At 65.4% G+C, this 24,871-nt stretch carries 25 protein-coding genes and 1 pseudogene; 16 read left to right on the top strand and 10 right to left on the bottom strand.

Features of this window, described 5'->3' with window-relative positions:
* Positions 1-23: 23 nt before the first annotated feature.
* The 5 genes from cheF1 to JT689_RS05185 form a co-directional block, all read right to left on the bottom strand.
* Complete coding sequence (gene cheF1 / locus JT689_RS05205) at positions 24-896, bottom strand: chemotaxis protein CheF1 (RefSeq protein WP_010902684.1); 873 nt, start codon at positions 894-896, stop codon at positions 24-26.
* A 143-nt stretch (positions 897-1,039) separates the two neighbouring features.
* Positions 1,040-2,260, bottom strand: a complete 1,221-nt coding sequence (locus JT689_RS05200) for a HEAT repeat domain-containing protein (protein WP_012289252.1) — start codon at positions 2,258-2,260, stop codon at positions 1,040-1,042.
* 69 nt (positions 2,261-2,329) lie between these two features.
* On the bottom strand, positions 2,330-2,911 hold the full coding sequence (locus tag JT689_RS05195; protein WP_012289251.1) for an archaellin/type IV pilin N-terminal domain-containing protein: 582 nt from the start codon (positions 2,909-2,911) through the stop codon (positions 2,330-2,332).
* Positions 2,912-2,922: 11 nt separating this feature from the next.
* Complete coding sequence (locus JT689_RS05190; RefSeq protein ID WP_205251693.1) at positions 2,923-3,513, bottom strand: archaellin/type IV pilin N-terminal domain-containing protein; 591 nt, start codon at positions 3,511-3,513, stop codon at positions 2,923-2,925.
* A gap of 11 nt (positions 3,514-3,524) precedes the next feature.
* Positions 3,525-4,106: an archaellin/type IV pilin N-terminal domain-containing protein gene (locus tag JT689_RS05185; protein WP_205251692.1), complete on the bottom strand. Its 582-nt coding sequence runs from the start codon at positions 4,104-4,106 to the stop codon at positions 3,525-3,527.
* A 164-nt stretch (positions 4,107-4,270) separates the two neighbouring features.
* On the opposite strand from JT689_RS05185, the gene JT689_RS05180 reads away from it, so the two are divergent.
* From JT689_RS05180 to JT689_RS05135, 10 genes and pseudogenes are all read left to right on the top strand, one after another.
* A complete protein-coding gene (locus tag JT689_RS05180; RefSeq protein ID WP_136361296.1) occupies positions 4,271-4,510 on the top strand; it encodes a flagella cluster protein in 240 nt (79 codons plus the stop codon).
* Between the two features lie 55 nt (positions 4,511-4,565).
* On the top strand, positions 4,566-6,476 hold the full coding sequence (locus tag JT689_RS05175; RefSeq protein WP_205251691.1) for a methyl-accepting chemotaxis protein: 1,911 nt from the start codon (positions 4,566-4,568) through the stop codon (positions 6,474-6,476).
* Positions 6,473-6,943: a FlaD/FlaE family flagellar protein gene (locus JT689_RS05170; protein WP_010902677.1), complete on the top strand. Its 471-nt coding sequence runs from the start codon at positions 6,473-6,475 to the stop codon at positions 6,941-6,943. Before JT689_RS05175 ends, JT689_RS05170 begins: the two co-directional genes overlap by 4 nt.
* A gap of 104 nt (positions 6,944-7,047) precedes the next feature.
* A complete protein-coding gene (locus JT689_RS05165; protein WP_205251690.1) occupies positions 7,048-8,565 on the top strand; it encodes a FlaD/FlaE family flagellar protein in 1,518 nt (505 codons plus the stop codon).
* Positions 8,549-8,986, top strand: coding sequence for a fla cluster protein FlaF (locus JT689_RS05160; protein WP_136361293.1), 438 nt, complete (start codon positions 8,549-8,551; stop codon positions 8,984-8,986). The genes JT689_RS05165 and JT689_RS05160 overlap by 17 nt, the downstream gene beginning before the upstream one ends.
* The gene (locus JT689_RS05155; protein WP_010902674.1) at positions 8,987-9,442 is read left to right on the top strand and encodes a CARDB domain-containing protein; all 456 of its coding nucleotides are present in this window, start codon (positions 8,987-8,989) and stop codon (positions 9,440-9,442) included.
* Positions 9,439-10,209, top strand: a complete 771-nt coding sequence (locus tag JT689_RS05150) for an ATPase domain-containing protein (protein ID WP_010902673.1) — start codon at positions 9,439-9,441, stop codon at positions 10,207-10,209. The genes JT689_RS05155 and JT689_RS05150 overlap by 4 nt, the downstream gene beginning before the upstream one ends.
* Positions 10,210-10,877: 668 nt before the next feature.
* Positions 10,878-12,110: pseudogene (locus JT689_RS05145) on the top strand (type II/IV secretion system ATPase subunit); the annotation flags it as partial.
* A gap of 6 nt (positions 12,111-12,116) precedes the next feature.
* On the top strand, positions 12,117-13,862 hold the full coding sequence (gene flaJ, locus JT689_RS05140) for an archaellar assembly protein FlaJ (RefSeq protein ID WP_205251688.1): 1,746 nt from the start codon (positions 12,117-12,119) through the stop codon (positions 13,860-13,862).
* A 44-nt stretch (positions 13,863-13,906) separates the two neighbouring features.
* Positions 13,907-14,881: a MinD/ParA family protein gene (locus tag JT689_RS05135; RefSeq protein WP_205251687.1), complete on the top strand. Its 975-nt coding sequence runs from the start codon at positions 13,907-13,909 to the stop codon at positions 14,879-14,881.
* Between the two features lies 1 nt (position 14,882).
* On the opposite strand, the gene JT689_RS05130 is transcribed toward JT689_RS05135, so the two are convergent.
* Both JT689_RS05130 and JT689_RS05125 read right to left on the bottom strand, forming a co-directional pair.
* Positions 14,883-15,164, bottom strand: a complete 282-nt coding sequence (locus JT689_RS05130; protein WP_010902669.1) for a hypothetical protein — start codon at positions 15,162-15,164, stop codon at positions 14,883-14,885.
* Positions 15,165-15,232: 68 nt separating this feature from the next.
* On the bottom strand, positions 15,233-15,580 hold the full coding sequence (locus JT689_RS05125) for a helix-turn-helix domain-containing protein (protein WP_010902668.1): 348 nt from the start codon (positions 15,578-15,580) through the stop codon (positions 15,233-15,235).
* An 87-nt stretch (positions 15,581-15,667) separates the two neighbouring features.
* Here JT689_RS05125 and JT689_RS05120 point away from each other — a divergent pair, with 87 nt between their 5' ends.
* Positions 15,668-16,066, top strand: coding sequence for a chemotaxis protein CheW (locus JT689_RS05120; RefSeq protein WP_010902667.1), 399 nt, complete (start codon positions 15,668-15,670; stop codon positions 16,064-16,066).
* A 12-nt stretch (positions 16,067-16,078) separates the two neighbouring features.
* On the opposite strand, the gene JT689_RS05115 is transcribed toward JT689_RS05120, so the two are convergent.
* Both JT689_RS05115 and JT689_RS05110 read right to left on the bottom strand, forming a co-directional pair.
* A complete protein-coding gene (locus JT689_RS05115; RefSeq protein ID WP_136361288.1) occupies positions 16,079-17,143 on the bottom strand; it encodes a phosphotransacetylase family protein in 1,065 nt (354 codons plus the stop codon).
* The gene (locus tag JT689_RS05110) at positions 17,140-19,242 is read right to left on the bottom strand and encodes an acetate--CoA ligase family protein (RefSeq protein ID WP_205251686.1); all 2,103 of its coding nucleotides are present in this window, start codon (positions 19,240-19,242) and stop codon (positions 17,140-17,142) included. The genes JT689_RS05115 and JT689_RS05110 overlap by 4 nt, the downstream gene beginning before the upstream one ends.
* A 249-nt stretch (positions 19,243-19,491) precedes the next feature.
* Between JT689_RS05110 and JT689_RS05105 the strand changes: the two genes are divergently transcribed.
* Positions 19,492-20,292, top strand: a complete 801-nt coding sequence (locus JT689_RS05105) for a ZIP family metal transporter (RefSeq protein WP_205251685.1) — start codon at positions 19,492-19,494, stop codon at positions 20,290-20,292.
* Between the two features lie 12 nt (positions 20,293-20,304).
* Here JT689_RS05105 and JT689_RS05100 read toward each other — a convergent pair whose 3' ends face one another.
* Positions 20,305-21,747: an aldehyde dehydrogenase family protein gene (locus tag JT689_RS05100; protein WP_205251684.1), complete on the bottom strand. Its 1,443-nt coding sequence runs from the start codon at positions 21,745-21,747 to the stop codon at positions 20,305-20,307.
* Between the two features lie 95 nt (positions 21,748-21,842).
* Between JT689_RS05100 and JT689_RS05095 the strand changes: the two genes are divergently transcribed.
* The 4 genes from JT689_RS05095 (at position 21,843) to JT689_RS05080 (ending at position 24,864) form a co-directional block, all read left to right on the top strand.
* Positions 21,843-22,628, top strand: a complete 786-nt coding sequence (locus JT689_RS05095) for a nitrilase-related carbon-nitrogen hydrolase (protein ID WP_205251683.1) — start codon at positions 21,843-21,845, stop codon at positions 22,626-22,628.
* Positions 22,629-22,767: 139 nt separating this feature from the next.
* Positions 22,768-23,409 carry a nitroreductase family protein gene (locus tag JT689_RS05090; protein WP_205251682.1) on the top strand — a complete coding sequence of 214 codons (642 nt, stop codon included), beginning with the start codon at positions 22,768-22,770 and terminating at the stop codon, positions 23,407-23,409.
* Between the two features lie 54 nt (positions 23,410-23,463).
* Positions 23,464-23,637, top strand: a complete 174-nt coding sequence (locus tag JT689_RS05085) for a hypothetical protein (RefSeq protein ID WP_010902660.1) — start codon at positions 23,464-23,466, stop codon at positions 23,635-23,637.
* 126 nt (positions 23,638-23,763) lie between these two features.
* Positions 23,764-24,864 carry an NADH:flavin oxidoreductase/NADH oxidase gene (locus JT689_RS05080; RefSeq protein WP_010902659.1) on the top strand — a complete coding sequence of 367 codons (1,101 nt, stop codon included), beginning with the start codon at positions 23,764-23,766 and terminating at the stop codon, positions 24,862-24,864.
* The last annotated feature ends 7 nt before the right edge of the window (positions 24,865-24,871 follow it).

The following is a 24,871-nucleotide window of genomic DNA, read 5'->3' as shown; positions in this document are numbered from 1 at the left end:
GTCCGAGGGGAGCAGCCCCACGATCACTCCTCGTTGATCGCTTCGCTGGCGATGTTGCGGCCCCGCGTTTTCATCGTGACCTCGCGGCGCTTGCGCACCTCCTCGAGGACGTCGACCTCGATGAGGCGCTCGAAGATCGACTCGACCTCGTCCACGTCCATCCCCAGGAAGTCCGGGATCTCGAACGACGACACCCCGGAATACAGCGCCATCAGCACCCGCTTTTCCGTTTCCGAGAGCTCGACTGACCCCTGGCTTTTCTCGGCTTCCTTGGTCAGCAGTGACTCCAGTATCGACGCCGTGTGCGAGTCGGTGGCGAAATACGTCTGCACGCTCGTGTCCCGGTTGACGGTGTGTTCGACTTTCAACACCGGCTTCGTGTCACCGTTCACCTCCAGGGACGCGGCCTCCGCCGATCCGACGTCGTCCAACTCAACGGAGACGAACGACCCGTTCGACATCGCAACGCTCAGCTCCGATTCGTCGACCTTGATGCGGGCACGCTCGAACTGCTCGTCGGTCACCACACCGCCCTCGACGGCGGGATGCTTCACCTGTAGCTCCGTCTGGTCCAGCAGCGCCCCGTAGAGCTTGCTCTCGAAGGTTTCCGTGTTGTCACCCAGCGAGACCAACATCACGCTCTCGTTGGTCATCCTGATGCTCACGTAGTTCCCGACCTTCGCGACGGTCTGGTTCACGTCGTGCCGGCCGCTCAGCCCCTGGACTTCCGACAACGGGAGGTTCCGCTTCCCCTCGCTGCCGGCCAGCACGATCCGCTTGTTGGACAACAGGATGCGACCTTTCGACCACTGGGCGTCTTTCATCCGCCGGCCGTCTTTGACGGCCTGCAGGAACTTCCCGGACCCGTCGGCTATCTTGTACTCTGACTCGCTCATTCCTCACCTACGATCGGCGCTTCGGGCGCGGCCCACACCTGCCCCGTCTGATACCGCGCACCCGGACTCATTCACACATCCCTTTTCTGCAAACGTATTTAATGCTTTGCGTGCAATTCTCGCGACTGAAACCGCCACCAGTGCTACGTTTTTCCGCCCAGCTTCGAGATCGCCGAGAACGCCCGCCGCCGCACCTCTTCGCTGTCCGTTTCGTCAACCAGTCGCTCCAACCGCTGGCGGGATCGATCCCCGCCGACCTTCCCGAGCGCGAACGCCGCCATCGCAACCGCGTCCTCGCCGTACTCCTGTGTCTCGACGACCTCAAGCAGTGACGTCTCCACGGACGCGCCACCGATCTCCGCCAGCCCCGTGGCCGCGAACTGCGCGATCAGATCGTCGTCTTCGCCCAGCAGCTCCCGGAGCGCCTCGATCGCGTCCATCTTCGTGCGCTGATCACCGGCGACCCGCCCCAGCATCCACGTGGCGTTCCGGCGCTGGTGTAGCTGCGTTCCCTCGTCGATGATCTCGATCAGCGACTTGATGATACTCGGGTCGGAGCGCGCCGACATCCGGTCGACGATCGTTTCGCGCAGCTCGTGGCTCTGATCCGGTGGCACGTTCGACAAGATCTCGATCAACGAGAAGACGGCCGCCCGCCGCACCAGGTCGCTTTCGTCACCCAGCCGCTCCACGAGCGCGTCCACCGGCTCGGCGGTCTCGAACCGCCCCAGCGAACTCACGGCTGTCCGCCGCATCGCCTCGCTGTCGTCTTCAACCACCGACAACAACCCATCAAGGGCCTGTTCAGTCGTCAGTCGTCCGAGTGACTCGGCGGCTTCCCGGCGAACTTTCAACGGCTCTCCGTGCAGGCAGTCGACGAGAATCCCCGTCACTGCGGGCTGTTCGATCCGTCCCAGTGCCCGCGCGACCCGCGCCCGAACACCGACGTGCTCCTCGGTCTGTAGCTGCTTCGCAAGCGGCCGCGCGGTGTCCTCGACGCCGAGCAACCCCAAGACGTTCGCGGCCGCCATCCGCAGCTCCGGCGTCTCCGACTCCAGGTTCTCCACGAACGCTTCGGCCTGCGCCCACGTCGCTCCACTGTCGGGCACTTCCTGGTCTAACCCACGCATCAGCGCGTCGACCGCCTCTTGCTGTGTTAACGCGTCAATGGCGGCCGCACGCACCGACTCGTCGTCGTCGCTCATCGCGTCAACGAGCGCCTGGATCCCCTCCGGTTCCGGCTCGTCTAAGTTCCCGAGGATCTCCGCCGCGCGCCGACGAACCGTTTCCTTCTCGCTTTCCTGCAGCAGCTCCACGAGTTTCTCGACATCCCCGGAGCGCTCCAGCCCGTACAGCGATGGCACGCCTAGACAGACGACACGCGACTACAAAATGATATCGTTCAACGGGGGCGGCGGTGCGAAACGCGCGCCTTACAGCTTGACGGCGTTTTTGTCCTTGAGCGACTCAGGGACGTGCGCCCAGTAGGTGGTTTTCGAGCCGTACTGCGTGGTCACCGTCAACTGCACTTCCTCACCGGAGCCGAGGGTGGAGCTGACGCCGCTGGCGTACATGATGACCTTGATGCGGTCGGACTGCTCGACCAGCACGTCAGCGTTGTTCCCCTTGATGGATTCGGTGGTGAAGTTTTCACCCAGCGAACTCGGGCTGTTCGACGAGTACGTCAGGGTGGTGGCTTTGTCCGGGCCGATCCACTGGATCGTGGATTTCGTGAGGTTGATGTTGTCGGCTCCGGCGGCCTGGCGCACGGTGAGGTTCACGTAGTCGACTTTTTCGCTGTTGACGTTGCCGTACGCGGAGACGATGTTGATGCGGTTGGAGACCTGTGCGGAGGCTTCCTCACCGGTTGCCGACCCCTTGGATTGGAGGTAGCCGGCAGTGTTGATGAGGACGCCAGCGGCGATCGCGGCGACCAGCACCATCGCGATGAACACGATGAGCGTGCCGATCCCCACTTGACCGCGCTCGTCCTCGTCAGTGATGAACTCGAACATGAGCGTGTGTGTTATAGCGTGACTGCGTTTTTGTCCTTGAGCGACTCAGGAACGTTCGCCCAGTAGGTGGTTTTCGAGCCGTACTGCGTGGTCACTGTCAGCTGGACCTCTTCGCCAGCCTTCAGTCCATTGGTGGTGATCGCAGCCGCGTCCATGACGATCTCGATGCGGTCGGACTGATCAACCAGCACGTCCGCGTTGTCGCCCTTGATCGAATTCGTCGTGAATTCGGTGTCGTTTGCGGTAGTCCCGTCGTAGGTCAGGGTGGTGGCGGTGTCCGGGCCGATCCACTGGATCGTGGACTTGCTGAGGTTGATGTTGTCAGCCCCAGCGGCCTGGCGCACCGTCAGGTTCGCGTAATCGACAACCTCAGTCGATCCGGACGTGTCCACGTTGCCGTACGCGGAGACGATGTTGATGCGGTTGGAGACCTGTGCGGAGGCTTCCTCACCAGTTGCCGACCCCTTGGATTGGAGGAAGCCAGCGGTGTTGATGAGGACGCCGGCGGCGATCGCGGCGACCAGCACCATCGCGATGAACACGATGAGCGTGCCGATCCCCACTTGACCGCGCTCGTCTTCGTCAGTGATGAATTCGAACATGAGCGTGTGTGTTATAGTGTGACTGCGTTTTTGTCCTTGAGCGACTCAGGGACTTGCGCCCAGTAGGTGGTTTTCGAGCCGTACTGCGTGGTCACCGTCAACTGCACCTCGTCACCAGCGCCGAGGTTGGAGCTGACGCCGCTGGCGTACATGATGACCTTGATGCGGTCGGACTGGTTGACCAGCACATCGGCGCTGCTGCCCTTGATGGATTCGGTGGTGAAGTTTTCACCCAGCGAACTCGGGCTGTTCGACGAGTACGTCAGGGTGGTGGCTTTGTCCGGGCCGATCCACTGGATCGTGGATTTCGTGAGATTGATGTTGTCGGCTCCGGCGGCCTGGCGCACGGTGAGGTTCACGTAGTCAACCTTCTCGCTGTTGACGTTGCCGTACGCGGAGACGATGTTGATGCGGTTGGAGACCTGTGCGGAGGCTTCCTCACCGGTTGCCGACCCCTTCGATTGGAGGTAGCCGGCAGTGTTGATGAGGACGCCGGCGGCGATCGCGGCGACCAGCACCATCGCGATGAACACGATGAGCGTGCCGATCCCCACTTGGCCGCGCTCGTCTTCGTCAGTGATGAACTCGAACATGAGTGTGTTGTTGTCCCGCCCCCTCTCCCGATCGAGACTGCTGGGGCTTACCCATACAGATCGGCCATCGATACAAAAGTGTAGGGCTGTGGTTATCACTGGTGAAAACCAATAATTTGCGCCGTACCGAACCGTTAACGGCGAGTCAGCTCGTCCTCGTATCTATGGATCAGATGGATTTTTCAGCGATCCGCCATCGGGTAAAACTATTAGAGGACACCGGCCGATCGCGGCTGTTCGAGAACCGGGATGCGGTCGCGTGCCCGGTCTGTGGCCAGCCGTTCGACCAGGCGCTCGTGTCACGGAACGACACTGAACAACTCGCTCCGGATGCGGAGCTGTCGCTGTGCCTGCACAGGGGAACCGACCGAATGGTCGTGTTCACGCACGCGGACGATTCTTAGAACTGATACACGGTGGGGAACTATTTTGTATGTGGTTCTCCCGACCTACTGACGAATGCTGCGCATCTTTCGCAAACTGCTCGGTCGCGGCGCTGGGACGCCGGCGACGGACGGCGGCACGGCAGCGAGTGCCGTGTCCTTCGAGGACGCCGACGACGCAATGGCGGGCCTTCAGGAGCGCTACAGCGTCGACCAGCGGGATCTCGATCCGACGCTTCCAGCGGACGCCGCCGACCACTTCGACGGACTGTTAGACGAGACAGCGCCGACACCGGAGTCGTACCTTCCGGTGTACACCGCGGCCGATGTCTCAGCGGAGGCATTCGTCGACGCGTACACGACGCCCGCGGACGCGGTTGTCGACGCGGTGTTCCAGCAGCTCCGTGAGGGCGGCGTCGACGGTGCAGCCGTTGACCACGCCGAGCGCCAGCTCAAAACCGGGATGCATGCGGTCGTTGAGGACGCAGCCACGGGTGTTGCTGCGTACGAAACGGCGGCTGGGCCGGCCGGCGACTCGTCCGACGGCGGCACCGAAGAGGAGCTGAACGTCGACGACGACGCGCTCTTGGACAGCATCGGCATGCCGGTGTTCATGCTGGACGCCACCGGCAGCGTCGTCGCGTGGAACGAGACCATCGAGGAGCTCACCGGCTGCAGCAAAGCCGACGCGATGGGGATGGACCACGCCAGCGAAGCCTTCTACCCCGATGACCGGCGCGTCAAAACGCTCGCCGACAAGGTCATCGAGTCGCCGCGGTCGGCGGCCGCGGAGTTCGACATCGAGCGCTCCGAGGAGAAGGCCCAGCTGTACGCCGACACGAGCGTTATGACCGACCAGGGCGGCACCGATAGGCACATCCGGTTCAAGGCCAGCCCGATCTTCGACGACGACGGGGAGCTGCTGGCCGTGGCCGAAACGATCGAAGACCGCACCGAAGACGTGCGTCGCGCGGACGCCGTCGAGGAGTTGGTCGACGAACTCAGCACGACCATCGATGCGCTGTCCAGCGGGCGGCTCTCCGAGCGCGCGTCGTTCGAGCACGAGGGGATAATCAACGAGCAACTCGTGTCGGTTGTGTCGGCGCTCAACGGGATGGCCGACCAATTCGAACGGCTCGTCGGGCAGGTGGACGGCCAGACACAGGAACTGGCCGACACCATCGAGCGCGCCACCGCCGACGCGACCGACATCGCCGACACGGTCAGTTCCCAAAACGAGATGTTGTCGTCGGCCGCCAACGAGATGGAGAACTTCTCGGCGAGCATGCAGGAGGTCGCGGCGAGCTCCGATCAGGTTGCGTCGGCCGCCGAACAGGCCCAGGACGCGGCTGAAAGCGGGTTGGAGGCCAGCGAGGGGGCGAACCAGGCCACCAACGAGGTCATCGACATCAGCGATGACCTCATGGAGAGCGTGTCCAAACTGGAGTCGAGAATGGACGAGATCGAGGACGTCGTTGAGGTGATCGCGGAGGTCGCCGACCAAACGAACCTACTGGCGCTGAACGCGAACATCGAGGCGGCGCGGGCCGGAGAGGCCGGCAGCGGGTTCGCCGTGGTCGCCGATGAAGTCAAGGAGCTGGCAAACGAAACCCGCGAACACACCGAGCGCATCGCGGGCAGCATCAGTGATGTCCAACAGCAGGCCAACGAGACCGTGCTCGCCGTCGAGGAGTCCCACGAGCAGATCCACCGGGCCGGCGACGAGATCGACGACGCGCTCACCGCGCTCGAGGAGATCGCGACCTCCGTGGACGAGGCTGCGACCGGCATCACAGAGGTTGCGCGCGCGAACGACGAACAGGCATCGACGGTCGAGGACGTGATCGTCACGATCGAGGACGTCCAACAGCAGGCCGAGGCGGCGGCGGCGGCGTCCGATCGGATCGTGTCCGCGACCCAAGAACAGTCGACGGCTGTCTCGCAACTGAGCGAGCGCGTCGACAAACTGACCACGGATAGCCAATGACATTGAACCCACGCGAGTACGACCCGGAAGAGTTGCGCAGTGCCGCCCGCGCGGGCGGCGACGAGAACATCCGAGAGCTCAAAGAGCGCCTGAAAGAACACGAGCAGACCACCGAGGAGGCGGTGCGCTCGGCACAGCTGAAACAGCTGTTGTTCATGCATTCGAGCGCGTCGGTGGAGAGCCTCGAACGCCCGTACTTGGAGACGATGCCGGGGCAGTACGCCGCGGAGATCACGCTGTTCGAGTGGTTGGACTTCCTGCTGGAGCGTGGCGGGGTCAAGCGCGCACTGAAGGCGATCGAGTATTACGAGACCGTGGGCTGGGTGAGCGCGGACGCCGCCGAGCGGCTCCAGGGGCACGTGCGTGGGTTTTCGGGGCCGGCGGACGACGACTCACACAGTGACCTAGAGATGTCCGATCACGTCCTGAGCCTGGTGTATATCGCGCGACTTTCATCGATGCAGTGATAGGATCGAAAACCGAGTCACTGGGCGGCGACTCGGGGTCCGATTTATCTGATTGAGAACTGGGGGAGAACATTAATTACCTGCGGCTCTCGTTATCTATTCCGATGACGATTATCGACCTCACCCCGACTGCCGTGGTCTTCGTGCAGTTCGGGGCACTGGCCGTCGGAATGGCCAGTTGGCTCGACGACGAGGGGTCAGAGGACTCCGGCGGCGGTGGTGGCGGTGGTGGCGGCGACGGCTCAGATCTGGACATGGACGAGGACTTCGATGACGACTTCGACGACGAGTTCGGGTCCTTCGATGACATGGACGGCGGCGGCGGCGACGGTGCGGGTGGCGCCGATTCGTCCGTCAACGAGCTCGAAAACCGCATCGAAGATCTGGAAACCGAGGTCTCAAACGTCGCGTCGAAAGCCAATACCGTCCGGAGCGAGAACGAACAAATAAGCGAGAGTGTCGAGGACGTCGAGGAGAACGTTCGAAAGCTCCTCGAGATCTACGAGATGGTGACACGCGGTGTGAACCCGTTCGTCGACGACGTGGATCCGAACGCCGCTGGTGGGCCTGGGGGCGGCGGCGACAGCTTCGGATTGTTCGACGAGGACGAAGAGGACAGCGACGAAACCGGCGATCTCGATACGGATGTCGCCGAGGCGGAAGCCGACGAGTTCTTCGAGGACGACGCGTTCGACGACGACTTCGAGGACGACGACGGCGAGATGGATGACGAGTTCGGCGACTTCGAGGACGACGACGAGGAGATGGATGACGAGTTCGGCGACTTCGAGGACGACGACGGCGAGATGGACGATGAGTTCGGTGACTTCGAGGACGACGACGGCGAGATGGACGATGAGTTCGGCGACTTCGAAGACGACGACGATAGCGAGGATGCCGACGACGGCGAAGGTGGTGGGGGAACGTCCTTCGAGGAGCTCAAAGAGGAGTACGAATCCGGCGACGCGGACTGGGCGGAAGGCGAGGAGATCGAGGGCGAGGCGGGAATCGAAGCCGAAGACAAGCCCGACATCGGTTTCGACGACTCGGACCTCGAAGAAGACGATGCCGACGACGCGTTCGAGGACGATCTCGATGATGCCGGTGACGACTTCGAGGCCGAGGCGGACGCCACAGCGGACGACGACGAGGAGATGGCTGCGGACAGCGGCGACGACGGATTGGTGTCCGAGCCGGACGCGGACCCGGGCGGACGGATGAGCGCACCGACGGGACCGGGAGCAGCCCCCGGGCTGGCAGTCGGGGGCGAGGACGGCCCGCATCTCGCCGAGCCGCCGACCGGGTACCTCGCCGATGTCGTGTGCTTGGAGTGGTTGGAGTTCCTCCTGACCGAGTTCGGCCCGAAGAACACGGTTCGGACGATCAACTACTACGAGCGCATCGGATGGATCGGAGAGCCGGTGCGCGACCAGCTGTTCGACTTCCTTGAGGGGTTGACCGACTCGGATTATCTCTACCGCGAGGAGTTCGGAAGCACTGAATTGACAATGGACGACCACCTAGAGAGTCTCGAATATATCGAAGAGCTAGCAAGCGAAGACATCGAGCGCGTCATCGTTGACCGCTGCGAGGACCTCCATAGGAATGGGATTCAGCGTTAGCGGGTCCGCGGCGATCCTGTTCATCGCCGCGTTCGTGAGCGTTGGAATCCTCTATTCGGCGGCGTTCAACGGGTTCGAGCGTGTCCAAGACGCGAACAACGCGCGCAACGACCGCGTGCTGACTGCGAAGAACACGGTGGTGGAAGTGGCGAACACAACGTACGACTCAGTGAACGACACCGTGACGGTGAACGCAACCAACAACGGCTCGACGACGCTGTCCGTTTCGCAGACCGACGTCCTCGTAGACGGTGAGTACGTCACCGACAGCGCGTACGTGTCGTCGTCGGTCGCTGGGAACTCGCAGACGGACCTCTGGCTGCCCGGCGAGACGTATTCAGTGACAGTGCCGACCGGGTCGGCCCCAACACGAGTGAAGGTGGTGACGGGAACGGGCGTCACAGCCACGGAGGTGGTCTGAGTGGCGAGCGTGTCGTCGTCGACGCTGATCATCTTCATCGCGTCGATCCTCGTCGCGGCATCGGTCGCAGGCACGATGACGAACGGCGTACAACGCTTGAGCGGGGCGTTGAGCGACCGGAGCGTCGACGTGAGCCACCAGATCGAGACCGACGTGTCGATCATCAGTGATCCGGGGAGCCCGAGCGCGGTGTACGACGGCGCGAACACGACCCTGACGCTGCTGGTGAAAAACACCGGCTCCGAATCGTTGCCCGCGGACGCGAGCACGATCAACGTTATCGTGGACGGAGAGTACAAGACTGCAGTGAGCGTGTCGGTGGTTGACGGAAGCGGGTGGCAGCCGGGAAACGTGTTGAAAGTGGACGCGACGAACGTCGATCTCAGTGCCGGTGACCACCGCGTCGTCGTGCTAGCCAACGGGGATCGAGAAGTCCTGGAGTTGAGAGTCTCATGAGCACGCGCACACTGTATTCGCTTGGACTGGACGAGCACGACCGACTGAACAACGAGCTCGGTGGCGGCATCCCGGGCGGCAGCATCGTCCTCGTCGAGGGCGATTACGGTGCGGGGAAATCAGCCATGAGCCAGCGGTTCTCGTACGGGCTCTGCGAGGAGGAAAACGCCGTCACGCTGGTGTCCACGGAGCTGACCGTTCGTGGGTTCATCGACCAGATGCATTCGTTGAGTTATGACGTCGAGGAGCATCTGCTCAACGAGAACCTCCTGTTCTTGGAGGCCGACGTCGACACCGGGAAGAGCGCGCTGCGGGGTGGGGCGTCCAGCAACGACGACGATGGGAGCCGCAGACAGCTGTTGAAGCGGCTGATGGAGGCCGACCGGATGTGGGACGCCGACGTTGTGGTCGTGGACACCTTCGACGCCATCCTGCGCAACGACCCGAACTTCGAGGCGCTGGTGCGGGAGAACGAGGAGCGCCAGGCGGCCCTCGAAATCATATCCTTTTTTAGGGATCTGGTGTCGCAAGGAAAGGTCATTGTTTTGACCGTGGACCCCAGTACTGTTGACGAGGAGGCGATCGGTCCGTTCCGATCGATCGCCGACGTCTACCTCGAACTCGAGATGGTCGAGGTGGGCAACGACGTTCGGCGGTCGATCGCCGTTCGACGGTTCGCGGGGATGGGCGAACAGGTCGGCGACTCCATCGGATACTCGGTGCGGTCCGGCACTGGAATCGTCATCGAAAGCCGCAGTGTGGCATAACAGGAATACACATGGCAGACCATGGGAGTCGACAGATCGGTCACGAACTCCGGGAGACGGCGACCCGCTACACGCACCTCCAGGAGTATCTCCAGCGGTTCAAACAGTTCACCGGCGAGTTCCCGGAACTGATCGACGAACCGACCGACGACTGGGAGGCCGACAAGCCAAACGTCGTCTACCCCGTGGGCGGCCCCATCTTCTGTCACGTGTACGGTGACCTGGGAAAAGACACCAAATACTACACCATCGAGCCGGAGCTGTCGGGGCCCGAAGCGGCGGTGTTCAAGAACGTCCAGGAGCGCATCCTCGAGAAGTCGGTCAACAAACCCGCACCGGAGGCCGAGGCCGAGTACGACGACCGCATCGAAGAGCTGCTAGAGGAGACCGTTCGCATCTCCGACGACAAGTCCGACGACGTGTTCCACAGGGTGCGCCAGCTCCCGAACAACCTGGGATCGCTGGTGAAGAACTTCGACGCGTCGACGGTGGCGGATCGGATGGTCGGCGACGATCGTGGCCAGATGTCCCTGGACTCCGGTGACTTGTCCGCCCAGCAGATGCGTGCGGGAGCGCGCCGGGTCGCGTCGTCGCCTCGGAACGCGATCAACCGCGTTCAGCGCGCGGTCCCGATGGTCCGGGAGGCGCTTGAGGAAGCGTTCGGGTTCGGTCGCATTCCCGTCTCGGAGACGACCTACGAGAACATCCGGTACCAGTTGAACCGCGACATCGTCGGGTTCGGACCGCTGGAGCCGGTGATGCGTGACCCCTACAACGAGGACATTCACGTCATCGGCCCGACCGGCTGTTACGTCGACCACGGCACCTACGGGATGCTGGAGACGACCGTTGACTTCGGGACGCCCGAGGAGTTCGACGGCTGGCTGCGGAACATGGGCGAGCGGATGGGCGACCCGGTCTCCGACAGCGACCCCATCGTGGACTCGACGCTGCCCGACGGCTCCCGCATCAACATCATTTACAGCGACGACGTCTCCCTGAAGGGGCCGTCGCTCACCATCCGACAGGGCGACGACGTGCCGCTGTCGGTCGGGCAGATCACCAAGTGGGGGACGCTGTCGCCGGAGCTCGCGGCGTACCTCTGGCTGTGCCTGGAGAACGAACAGACGGTGTTCGTCGTCGGGGAGACGGCGTCGGGGAAAACCACGACGCTGAACTCCATCATGTCGTTCATTCCCCGGGATTCGAAGATCTACACCGCGGAGGACACCGCCGAGGTCATTCCGCCACACGACACCTGGCAGCAGCTGCTCACCCGTGAGGGGCAGGGCGAGAACTCCGCGGACGTGGACATGTTCGATCTGGTCGCGGCGGCGCTGCGGTCGCGCCCGGACTACATCATCGTCGGCGAGGTGCGTGGGGAGGAGGGACGGATGGCGTTCCAGGCGGCCCAGACCGGCCACCCGGTCATGCTGACGTTCCACGCAAGCGACATCGTCTCGATGATTCAGCGGTTCACCGGGGAGCCGATCAACGTCCCGGAGACGTTCATGGACAACGCCGACGTGGCGCTGTTCCAGAACCGCGTGAAGCAGGGCGACGACGTGTTGCGACGCGTCACCTCGGTCCAGGAGATCGAGGGGTATTCCAAGGAGATGGGCGGGGTTGTCACCCGGCAGGCGTTCTACTGGGATCCGGTCGAGGACGAGATCGTCTTCCAGGGCCGGAACAACTCCTTCGTGCTCGAAGAACAGATCGCGACGCTGCTGGGGTACGCCGACACGCGGGAGATCTACGACGAGATGGATTTCCGCGCTGAGATCCTCGAGCGCATCATCCAGGAGGACCTCATCGGCTACCACGATTTCAACGACACGATTGCGGCTTTCCAGCGTGACGGCGTCGAGGGACTGCCGTTCACGATCTCACGCGGGTTCTGAGTCAGCATGGCAACCGAAGCCGAGGGCGAACACGTCGAGAGCGAGGGGTCGCTGAGCGACGTCGACTTCGGGGAGTTCGTGGAGTCGGTCGTGGAGTCGTATCGGACGATGCCGATGCCGGCGTTCCGGTACGTGGCGTTCGCGCTCGTGCCTGCGGTGGTGTTCTTCTTCGTGACGATCGTCGCGATCATCGCGCTCTCCTTGCCGACGTATCTGTTGATCCCGACGCCGATGTTGGGGCTGCTTGCGTTGATCGCGGCCGTGATGTACCCGAAGATTCGGATGGATCAGCGCCGCACGCGGATGGAAAACCGGTTCCACCTGTTCATCACGCATATGACGGTGTTGTCAACCACCAACATCGACCGCGTGGAGGTGTTTCGTCGGATCGGTGCCGAAGAGGAGTACGGGCCGCTGTCCGAGGAGGCGCGGCGGATCGTCCAGCTCATCGACGCCTGGAACCAGAGCCTCGACGACGCGTGCCGGATGCGCGCCAACAAGGTGCCAAGCGACCTCATTGCCGACTTTCTCGATCGGCTGGCGTACACGATCAACTCCGGGGAGAGCCTGGAGTCGTACCTGATGAGCGAGCAGGAGGCGATCATCCGGAACTACGCGACCACCTACGAGGGCCAACTGGAGAACATCGAGGTGATGAAAGACCTCTACCTGTCGATGGTGTTGTCCGTGACGTTCGCGCTCGTGTTCGCGACTGTGTTGCCGATCCTCTCGGGCACGGACCCGACGATGACCGTGTCGGCGGTCGTCGTGTTGTACACGTTCATCCAGATCGGGTTCCTGTACACGATGTACACGCTCGCGCCGAGCGATCCGCTGTGGTACTTCCCGGAGGACCGGACCACGAGCGTGGAGTGGCGGATGCGGGTCGCGACCGCCGCCGGGAGCGTTGCTGCGGTGGTGCTCGTGGTGGTGGTGATCGCCGTCCAGTTGTCGTGGACGCCGCTGGCACCCGACGTGTTGCCGCTGCCGATGTACGCGGCGGTCCCGACGACACCCCTGCTCATCCCGGGACTGGTGGCGCGCGCCGAAGAGGGCCGTGTCAAGGACCGCGACGACGCGTTCACGAGTTTCATCCGCGCGCTGGGGTCCAGTGAAACGGCCCGCCAGACGACCACGACGCGGGTGCTTGAGACGCTTCGTGACAAGAACTTCGGGGCGCTCACGGAGCTCATCGACGACCTCTACAAGCGGCTCAACCTGCGGTTGGACGCGTCCCAAGCGTGGCGGCATTTCACCGCGGATTCGCACTCGTATCTCATTCAGAAGTTCTCGGAGATGTATCTGATCGGGCGCCAGATGGGGGGCGCGCCGAAACACCTCGGGGAGCTCATCTCCGAGAACATGAGCGAGGTCTTGCAGCTGCGCCAGCAGCGCAGCCAGTCCGCGTCGACGCTCGTTGGCGTGTTGTACGGGATCTCGGCGGCGGCGACGTTCGCGTTTTTCATCGGGCTGGGGATCGTCGACGTGATCTCCGGACTGGGCCTTGATTTCTCCAATCCGGCGTTCGACGTAGGGTCGATCATCAACACCGAGGTGTACGACATCGAGACGATCAAGTACCTGCTGGTGTTGACGCTGCTGATCAACGCGTCGCTGTCGTCGCTGATGACGCGGGTCGTTGACGGCGGTCACAAGGTCAACGCGTACATTCATTTCGTGGCGCTGACCTGGATTTCCTGCGTCATCGGGTCGGTGACACTGGAACTCGTGAAGTCGCTGCTGTCGGTCTGACGGGGAGCCACACTTATGTGCGGGCCTCCGCAAGAACGCATACGATGAGCGAGGCCGGTCGGGAGGGGTATGTGTTCGCTGTCGCCAGCGGGAAAGGCGGCGTCGGGAAGTCGACGACAACGGCGAACCTCGGAGTCGCGCTCGCCGATGAGGGCTTCGAGGTGGCGCTGGTCGACGTTGATCTCGGGATGGCGAACCTCGCCGGGTTGTTCGGCCTCACTGGGGACGTGACGCTGCACGACGTGCTCTCCGGCGACGCGTCCCCGGCGGATGCGGCCTACGACGCTCACGGCGTGACCGTCGTTCCGGGATCGACCGATTTAGAGCAGTTCGCCGAGGCCGACGCGAAGTCCCTGCATCGGGTCGTGACGCGGCTGCGCGCCGACCACGACGTGGTTTTGTTGGACGCGGGGGCCGGGCTGAGCTACGACATCGCGATGGCGATGAGCGTCGCTGACGGGGTATTGTTGGTCACGACCGCGGAGTTGAACTCGTTGACCGACGCCACGAAGACCGGACAGCTCGTGTCGAAACTCGACAAGCCGGTGGTCGGCGCGGTGTTCACGCGGACCGGCGACGGCGGGTTCGATGACGTCGAGGGGATCGCCGCGGCGCTGGGCACGACCGACGCGGTCACGGTCAGCGTCCCACACGATGACGCAGTCAAGCTCGCGGTGCGAAAGGGCCATCCGGTTGTCGATCTCACCCCTGAGAGCCCGGCCGCCCGCGCCTACGACCGCCTTGCAGCGAGTCTCGCGGACAGTATTGGGATGACACCACCACAACCACCAGCCGACAGCGAGGACACCAGCACAGACGACGGCGACGCCTTCGAGTGGGTCGACCCGGATACGGGAGAAAGCCAGCCCGACAACGACGACGACGAGGCGGATGCTGAGGGGCCGGTCTACGAGATCTCCATCGAGGAGATGTTGGCCGAGGCCGGCGTCGACGCCGACGAAGAAACCGCCGAACGCCGCGTGAAGCTGTTCGACCGCGTGAAGTCACGCCTCTCGTAGATCACTCCGAGCGGATGATGCTGTACATCACGAACAGGTAGCCGGCCGTCGTGATGAAGTAGTTAGCCGTCAACAGCGTGCGCGTGTGTTCGAACCCAGTCAGAAACGCCAGGACAGTCGTGCTGACAGCGGCGGCTACGACGAGGCCGAAACCGGCCGAGAGGTGCATCATGGACGGGCGGCCCGTGTCCTTGTACGCGCGCACCGCGAACACGACCATGCTGAGGCCGGCGACCGCGAGAGTTCCGCTGAACAACACGTAGAGTGCTTCGATGAGACGCATTCCGTTCCTACCGAATACCACCCCGAGATCCCGTAAAAATGTAGGGGCGCGATTATTAGCCGCGAGAATCACTCACTACTATCCGCCCCGAGATCACTCCACACGTCGACCAGTGCGTTCTTGGCTTCGGTGCGCTCTTTGGTTTCGACGGTCGTCTCGTTGACGCCGAACTGGACGCTGATCTCGTCGACTTGGCGCCGGTACACTTTCGTGCGCCGCCCCTCATCGGAGAGTTCCTTGCCTTCGAGTTTGAGGAGGTCGTGCTCGCTGAGTTCCTCGATGCGCCGATAACTGGTCGCGATCGGGATGTCGAGTTCGTCGCTGAGCTCCTGGGCGGACTTCGGCGCGTGCGTCGCTTCGAGTATCTCGGCGTTGTACTTGTTACCGAGTACCCGTAACACGTCCACCGGGTCCATCGAGATGGAAAACGGCCCCGCCAGAAAAAAGAGTGTCGGGGCTGACTGAACCAAACGCTTAATCCGACCGGCCGCTGATGCAGACCTATGTCCGATGACGAGACGGACGTGCTTGAGTTCTCCCTGGGAGCAGGTCGGTACTGCATCGACATCGCACACGTCGATGAGATCGTCGACGCCGGCGAGGACGTGACCCCGATTCCGAACTCCGAGCAGCACGTGATCGGCGTAGTCGACTTGCGTGGTGAAACAACAACGGTGGTCGATCCGCGCGTGAAACTCGGCGAAGACGGCGCAGCCGACGGAACCCGCATCGTCGTGCTGTCGGATCACGACGCCACCGGGCTGCTGGTTGACGACGTCCACGAAGTGGAGGCGGTCGGTGAGGCGGCCCTGGATGAGTCGGCGGCGTCGGAGACGACGCGGGGAATCATCCGCCGCGACGACCGGTTCGTCGTCTGGGTCGAACCCGACGCCCTCGTGTAGTCGGAGCGGTGGTTAGTCGAGTAGCCGATCGGTGTCGGCGTGGTCGTGGAGGAGTCGCTGCATCACGTCGACAGTGTGTTCGTCGCGGACGCGTCCGTCTCTGACCAGCTCCTCGGCGCGTTCGAGCGTCGTCAGCGTGTCCGCGTCCACTGAGAGCACGGGCACGCCTGCGTCCGTTGCCTTGCCGAGTACCGCACCCGAGGGGCGGTGGCCGCCGGTGAGCACGAGACACTGCACGCCCGGCGCGTCCAGGGCCGCCGTTTGGATGTCCGCGCGGTCGCCGCCCGTGATGACGGCTGCGTCCTTCGTTCTGCGGAAGTGACTGAGCGCGGATTCGCTGCTCATCGCGCCCACGAGGAAGCGCTCGACGATGGCGTCGGTGGTGGCGGTGTCCTCGGTGAGCACCGTCGCGCCCAGCTCGGACGCGAGGTCGTCGACGGTGACCCCCGCGAGGTCGCGCTCGACGGGCAACACGCCGAGCACGGGGATCCCCTGGCTTTCGAGGAACGGCGTGACTTCGCTTTCGACGTCGTCGTAGACGGCGTCCGCGACGGCGTTGAACACGACGCCCGCACAGCGGTCGCCGAGCGCGTCCGCGGCGGCGAGTACGTCGTCGACATCGCTGGGGCCGGTGTAGTCCGCGACCACGATCGCGCGGGCGTCGAGCAGTGCCGCGATGTCGCCGTCGGTGAGGTCCACGATGCCGCCGGTCGTCGGTGTGCCAGCGCCCTCGACGAGCATCACGTCGCGGTCCGTGGCGAGTTCGTCGTAGGCGTCCTGAACGCGGTCCGCGAGGTTCGCGCTGTCTTCGCGGCCACGGACGGCCCCCTGGATGAACGTCGGCGAGTACACGACCGGTTCGAGGTCGTGGATCTCCGCGTCGAGGTCCAAGAGGTCGCGCGCCAACAGCGGGTCGGCGTCGAGGGTTTTCCCGACGTTGCTCTGGAGGCGGGTGCCTTTCGGTTTCATGTATCCGACGGTCCGGTCGCGGTCGCCGGCGAGCCGTGCGAGCGCGAGCGAGACCGCCGTTTTGCCGGTGCCTGCGTTCGTCGATGTTACGAGTAGGGTGTCTGTCATAGTTCGTCAGGGTCGATGGTGAGTTGCACGTCGAGCGCCGTTGCGCTGTCACCGGTTGCCAGCAGCGGGTTGACGTCCAGTTCGAGGATCGCGGGGAAGTCGGTGACGAGCTGGCTGAGCCGCTGGATGGCCTCCGTGATGGCGGCCTCGTCGGCGGGGTCGCGGCCGCGGGCACCGCGCAGCAGCGGCGCGGAGTCGAGGTCGTCGATCATGTCACCGGCTTCGCGCTCGGAGACGGGGGCGACGCGGACGCTGGTGTCTTCGAGGATCTCCACGAAGATCCCGCCCAGCCCGAACAACAGCAGCGGCCCGAACTGTGGGTCGCGATTCATCCCGAGGATGGTTTCGGTGCCGGCGTCGACGTCGACCATCTCCTGGACTTGGATGCCGAGGATGGTTGCGTCGGGCTGGTAGTTGGTGGCTCGCGTGATGAGGTCCTCGTAGGCGTCCGCGACGGCGTCGGTTTCGACGCCGACTTTCACGCCGCCGATGTCGGATTTGTGGAGGATGTCCGGGCTGACGATCTTCATCACGACGTCCCCCTCGATGTCGCGGGCGACGCGGCGCGCGGCGTCCGGGCTGTCGACGACGTCGCCGGTCGGTGTCGGGATGCCGTAGGCGTCGAGCAGGTCCATGGCTTCGACGCCGAGCCGGGTTGCGCCGCGGTCGGCGGCGTCTTCGAGGATGTCGCGGGCGGCGTCGCGGTCCACGTCGAAGGCCGTGGGGGCCTGGTAGTCCCGGGATTCGACCTCGCGTTGGACCGCGAGCGCGTCCAGGCTGCCGATCGCCCGGGCGGGGTCGAAGTAGTTGGGGATGCCGGCGTCCCCGAGTACGTCGGTCGCTTGCTCGGTGCGTTCACCACCCATCAGACACGTGACCACTGGCTTGTTATGTTTTTCCTGCAGCGCGGTGATGACGCCGCTCAGTTCGGTGTAGTCGATGACCGCGGTCGGTGCCGAGAGGACGAGCGCACAGCCGACGTGCTCGTCGGCGAGCACGGTGTCAATGGCCGTGCGGAAGCGGTCGATTTCGGCGTCCCCGATGACGTCGACGGGGTTGTAGACGTTCGCTTCGTCGGGCATCGACCTCTGGAGGGCGTCGATGGTGTCGTCCTCGAAGGACGCCATCGACAGCCGGGAGTCACCGACCGCGTCGGTCGCCATGACGCCGGGACCGCCGGCGTTCGTGATGACGGCGACATCCTCCGAGTCGGGCATCGGGAGGCCGTCGAGTGCGCGCGCGAAGTCGAACAGCTCCTGGACGTTTTCCGCGCGGACGACGCCGGCCTGCTTGAACCCGGCTTCGTAGGCGGCCTCGCTGCCGGCGATGGTGCCGGTGTGCGAGGAGGCGGCCTGTGCGCCGGCTTCCGTGCGGCCGGATTTGACGACGACCGCTGGCGTGTCCTGCGTGACTTCACGCGCGTCGTCGATGAACTCGCGGCCGTCGTCGACGCCTTCGAGGTAGCCCAGGATGACGTTCGTGCCGGGGTCGTCGGCCCACGCCTGCATGAAGTCCGTCTCGCTGAGCACGGCTTTGTTGCCGAGGCTGGCGATGTCTTTGAAGCCGATGCCCTGGTCGTTGGCCCAGTCGAGGACGGCGGTGATGAACGCGCCGGATTGGCTCATGAACGAGAGGGTCCCGGGGAGGGCGTTCGACGGGCCGAACGTGGCGTTGAGCCCGGTCGGCGTCGACAGCAGCCCGAGGCTGTTGGGGCCGACGAGGTTGATGTCGTAGTCGTCGGCGACGGCCACGAGGTCGCGCTCGCGGTCCGCGCCGTCGCCGCCGGTTTCGCTGAACCCGGCGGTGATCACGACGACGTTCTCGACGCCCGCCTGGCCGGCGTCACGGACGGCGTCGACGACGATCTGTGGCGGCACGACGACGACAGCGAGGTCGACCGGCGGTGCGTCGCCGAGGTCGGGGTAGCATGGGTACCCGAGCACGTCGTCGCGGCCGGGGTTGACTGCGATGACGTCGTTGTCGAAATCACTGAGGTTGTCGATGATGGCGCGACCGATCGCCCCGTCGCGGTCAGTCGCACCGACGACGGCGACTCGATCCGGGGTGAACAGTCCACCTGCGTCTTCTTGGGTCGTCACGTGTGGACCGATGGCTGGGGACGGCTTAAACTTGCAGACCCGGTGTCTCCGGGAGAACGCCTCTCACACACGAAGATTCGTGAGGGATCCTGGCGCGCCATACGGGTGAGGCGGTGGGGTCCCGGACGGCGACGACGTGCAATCGGCGGTGCAGCCGGATCGTTACATCATCACCACAGATAGTTTAGGCATCCCAAAAATTGTTTTCGCTTCGAAACAGACTTCACACTACGAACGTATGGCTGAGACATGAGCCCGTCAGGGGAGCTGTTGTTCGTGGTCTTTGCCGGCCTCCTCACGGACCTGGCTACCGGATTGGGCGCGCTGCCGTTCTTCTTCGTCGACGACATCGACGACCGGTGGCGGGTCGGACTGTGGGGGCTGGCCTCCGGAATCATGGTCTCGGCGTCGGGGTTCGGGCTGTTCCGCGAAGCGCTCAACTACGGCGGCCCCACTGAGATCGCGGCCGGCGCGCTCGCGGGCGTCGCGCTGGTGGTGGTCGCCGAACACGTCATCGACGACCACGAGTTCGAGCCACGGGACATCGCCGCCGCGGACGTGAAGAAACTCGCGCTCATCGCGGGCGTGCTCACCGTCCACTCGTTCCCCGAGGGCGTCGCTGTCGGCGTCTCGTTCGCGGACATGGGGATCGACGGCGGGCTGTCGGTGCTCGGGTTCTCGATCCCGATCCTCGCGGTGTTCATGACCATCGCCATCTCGATCCACAACGTGCCGGAGGGGCTCGCGGTGTCGATCCCGCTGCACGAGCACGGCGCGCGCCGCTGGACGCTGGTCGGGGTCGCCGTGTTCACCAGCATCCCCCAACCGATCGGCGCCGGGATCGCGTACGTCTTCGTGCAGATCGCGCGCGCCGCGCTCCCGTTCGGCTACGGGTTCGCGGGCGGCGCGATGGTGTTTCTCGTGCTCAGTGAGTTCATCCCGGAGGCACGCGAGGTCGGGCATGCGCTCCCACACAACGGACGCCGAGAGCTCGCCGCCGGGATTGCCGTCGGCGTGGCCGGCATGGTGCCGATGTTGTTCGTCACCTGATCGGGCGGCGGCTCAGAGGATGATGGACTTCTCGCGCACGAACTCGTGGATGGTGGAGTCCAGCCCCTCGCGGCCGATGCCGGAGGCGTCGTTCCCGCCGAAGGGCACGTCGCCGAGGCCGTGGCTCGGCGCGCCGTTGATGCGGACCGCACCCGCGTTCACGCGCTCGGCGACGCGCATCGCGCGGTCGTGGTCGGCCGTGAACACGGCGGCGTCGAGCGCCAACTCCGACCCGTTGGCGGTCCGAACGGCGTCGTCCTCGTCGGTGACCGTGGTGACCGCGCACACCGGTCCGAACTGCTCCTCGTCGACGATGCGCGCGTCACGGGGAACGTCGGCCAGCAGCGTCGGCTCGTAGTAGTGGACGCCGTCCTCGACGTGCCGCTCGCCGCCACGGACGACCGTTGCGCCGCGGTCGACGGCGTCGTCGACGAGTTCGGCCACCCAGTCGGCCTGGTCGGCGCTGACGAGCGGCCCGAGGGTGGTGTCCGCATCGAAGAGGTCGCCGATCGACCACTCGGCCATCGCGTCGTCGATGCGCGACACCAGCTCGTCGTGGACGGATTCGTGGGCGAGCACCCGGGAGACAGCCGAGCACCGCTGGCCGGCGTATTTGAGCGACCCGGCGGTGGCGGCGTCGGCGGCCGCATCGAGGTCAGCGTCCTCGAAGACGATTGCGGGCGCGTTCCCGCCCAGTTCCATGTGAAGGCGGGTGATCCCGGATTGGCGCGCGACGTGTTCGCCGGCCCCCGAGGAGCCGGTCATCGCGATGGCGTCGACGCGGGCGTCCGAGGCCAGCGGGTCACCGATGACACTCGACTCGCCGGGGACGAAGTTGTACGCGCCGTCGGGGAGGCCGGCGTCGGCCGCGATGTCCGCGAGGATCGCGCCGCTGATCGGGGTCTTGCTGGCTGGCTTCACGATGACGGCGTTGCCGGCGGCGATCGCCGGGGCGACCTGCAGCGCCATCGTGGAGAGGGGGTAGTTGTACGGCGTGATGCACAGCACGGTCCCCATTGGTTCGTGTTTCACGATGGCCTGCCAGTCCTCGTGGCCGGCGGTCGTGCCGGTGCGGTACTCCCCGGTGAGGTGGCGGAGCTCGCCCACAGCGCGGTCGAAGCGCTCGGCGGCGCTCTGGACCTCGCCGCGCGCGCTGGAGATCGGCTTCCCGGCTTCCCGGACGATGACCTCCGCGAGCTCGTCTTCGCGGCGTCGGATGCCGTCGGCGATCGACTCCAGCCACTCGACGCGCTCGGGAACGGTGGTCTCCCGCAGGTCCGCGTGCACGCCAGTGGCCGCGCTGAGGGCGCGCTCCGCGTCGCTGGTGTCCGCGGCGGCGACCGACGCGAACGTGCCGCCGTCCGCGAGGTCCGAGACGGGCAGTGGCTCACCGTCGGAGACCCACTCGCCGGCGACGAACGGGCGTTCGCGCCGCTGAATCGCGTTTTGTTCCATACCACACCCTTGTCCGCCGACGGGTAAAGAGTTTACTCAATACCGAAGAAAGATTCTCCACAGCGTTGATGTGGCGGGCGGCCGTCGCTCCGGGGATGTCAGCCCCCACAGTCGCCGCCTGCCAGATCGCCGTCGCGGACCTCGATCCGGCCGCGAACCTCGCAACCATCGGCGAGCGACTCGCCGCGGTCGACTCCGCCGGCGTCGACGTGGCAGTGTTCCCCGAGTACGCGCTCACCGGCTTCGTCGCCGACGACCGCGTCTACGCCGCCGCCCTCGACCGAGACGGGGCCATCCTCGACCGGCTCGCGGCCGCCGCCGCCGAGCACGACGTGGCGATCCTCGCGGGATACGTCGAGGACGCACCCGACAGCGACGCCTACCACAACACGGTCGTCTACGTCACCCCCGGTGGGGAGCGCACGCACTACCGCAAACGCCACCTCTGGGCGGGCGAACAGGACGCCCTCACGCCGGGCACCGAGCCCGTGATCGTTGACACGCCCGTCGGCCGCACGGGGCTGGTCACGTGTTACGACCTGAACTTCGTGGCCGTCAGCGCGGCGTTCACACGGGAGCGCGTCGACGCGCTGTTCGTCGTGGGGGCGTGGCCGGGCACCTACAGCGAGAACTGGCGGCTGCTGCTTCGCGCCCGCGCCCTCGACGGCGTCCGGTGGGTCGTCGGCTGCGGGCGCACCGGCCGGCGCACGATCCCCGACGCGCCCGTCGTCGAGTACGCCGGCCGGTCGGCGGTGGTCCGGCCCGACGGCGTGGTCTGTCAGGCGCTGAACCGCGGCCAGCGGACGCTCACCGCCACCCTCGACCCCGACGTGCTCGCCGAACAGCGCGCGTTCATTCCCGTTCTCCCGGGTGAGGCCTGACCCGCTCGCCGGGTGAGACACGCGTCACCTGCCGACGGCCCACCCACCAGGTATCCGCCGTTTCACGGCGACACACGCCAACCGGCGGGACTCTCCGTCGCCGCCACCTAACTAAGTGCTGGCCCCGTACCGGGTGGTAATGGCTGACGCCGACCGCACAACCGACGCTGACGCGCTCATCGATGGCCTCCGAACGCGGCGCTCCGGACACAACTTCGACCCGGACGCCGACATTGACGACGACACGCTCGCCGAGCTCATCCGGGACGCGACGCTCGCGCCGTCGTCGTACAACCTCCAGCCCTGGGAGTTCGTCGCCGTTCAGGACGACGACCGCCTCGCCGAGCTCGCCGAGATCGCCTACGACCAACAGCACATCGTGGACGCCGGCACGGCGATCCTGGTCGCCGGCCACACCGATCCGAAGACCGCCGACCGCGTCTTCGAGGAGTGGGTCGACGCCGGGCGCTTCGACGCCGACACCGGCGCCGAGCTCAAGTCCCAGACGGTCGCCAGCTACGAGAGCGACCAAGCCGGCCGCGACTACGCCGTCCGGAACGCCAGCCTCGCCGCCCAGAACCTCCTGCTGTCGGCGCACGCCCGCGGACTCACCGCCACGCCGATGTCCGGGTTCGACTTCGAGGCCGCCGCCGAGTTCGCCGGGCTGCCCGCCGACACGGTGCCCGTGGTGCTGATCGCGGTGGGTCCCAGCGGCGGCGAGGAGCCCGACCGCCTCCCGCGGCGCAGCGTCGACGAAGTCCTGCACCGCGAGTCGATGTAACGTGTCGGCACAGTAACCACGCCGCTTACAATTGCTGGGTCCGTTCCCGTGTGTATGCCAGACACGTACGTGGATGCGGAGGTCGAAGTCGACGTTGACTCCACCGAACTGGAAGTCGAAGCCGGCGACGAGGAGACCTTCGAGGCGGCGCTGACCGCGCCGGGACTCGACATCGAGGTCGAGGCCGAGGTACAGGTCGCCGACGAAGACCACGAGTCGGACGCCTAACAGCCGGCCGCGTCGCGGTGTGTGACCGCCACACCGCAACCAGCAAGTTCCGCCGCGAACCGGCGGAAGGCGGCAAGCACCGAGTGCTTCACCACCGCTAAACGCCACGGGCGGGTACCGTGGTGTATGGCAGACAGTTTTTCGCCACTGGAGCTCCGAGACACGACGATCCGCAACCGGTTCGCCATGTCGCCGATGTGCCAGTACTCCTGTGAGGACCGCGACGGCCTCGCGACCGACTGGCACCGCGTCCACCTGGGGTCCCGGGCGGTCGGCGGCGCCGGCGTCGTGATGACCGAAGCCACCGCCGTCGAGGAGCGCGGCCGCATCTCCCCCGAGGACCTCGGCATCTGGAGCGACGAGCACGGCGAGGCGCTGGCACCCGTCGCCGAGTTCATCAGCGACCAGGGCGCGACGCCCGCCATCCAGCTCGCCCACGCCGGCCGAAAGGCCGGTACCGCGCGCATCTGGGGCGACGACAGCGGCCCCGTCCCGCTCGACGAGGGTGGCTGGGACCCGGTCGCACCGAGCGCCGATCCCTACCCCTACGAGGACGACGAGCGCGACACCCGGAAGCTCTCCACGGCGGACATAGAAGACGTCGTGGAGGCGTTCCGCGACGCCGCGCGGCGCGCCAACGAGGCCGGCTTCGAGGTCGCGGAGATCCACGCCGCCCACGGCTACCTCATCCACCAGTTCCTGTCGCCGGTGTCGAACCACCGCGACGACGAGTACGGCGGCAGCTTCGAGAACCGCACGCGGCTGGCCCGCGAAGTCACGTCGGCGGTCCGCGAGGAGTGGCCCGACGACAAGCCTGTGTTCGTGCGCATCTCCGCGACCGACTGGATCGACGACCGCGACTCCTGGACCGTCGAGGAGTCCGTCCAGCTCGCTGACGACCTGCACGCGCTGGGCGCGGACCTGATCGACGTCTCCACCGCCGGCATCCACCCCGACCAGGACATCCAGTCCGGCGGGCCCAACTACCAGCTGCAGTTCGCCGAGCGCATCAACGCCGACACCGAGCGCGACGTCGCCGTCGGCACCGTGGGCGGCATCCAGAGCGCCGAGCAGGCCGACGCCATCGTGCGCAACGACCGCGCCGACCTCGCGATCGTGGGCCGGGAGTTCCTCCGCGATCCGTACTTCCCCCTGCACGCCGCCCGCGAACTCGGCCGCGAGGACGCCGCCGACGTGCCCCCGCAGTACCGCCGCGGGTTCCAGTGATACGCGC

Origin of the sequence: Halobacterium sp. GSL-19 (assembly GCF_016917855.1) — an archaeon.
Classification (GTDB): domain Archaea; phylum Halobacteriota; class Halobacteria; order Halobacteriales; family Halobacteriaceae; genus Halobacterium; species Halobacterium salinarum.
The sequence above is the reverse complement of the archived record's forward strand: the minus strand, read 5'-3'. Positions and strand labels throughout refer to the sequence as shown.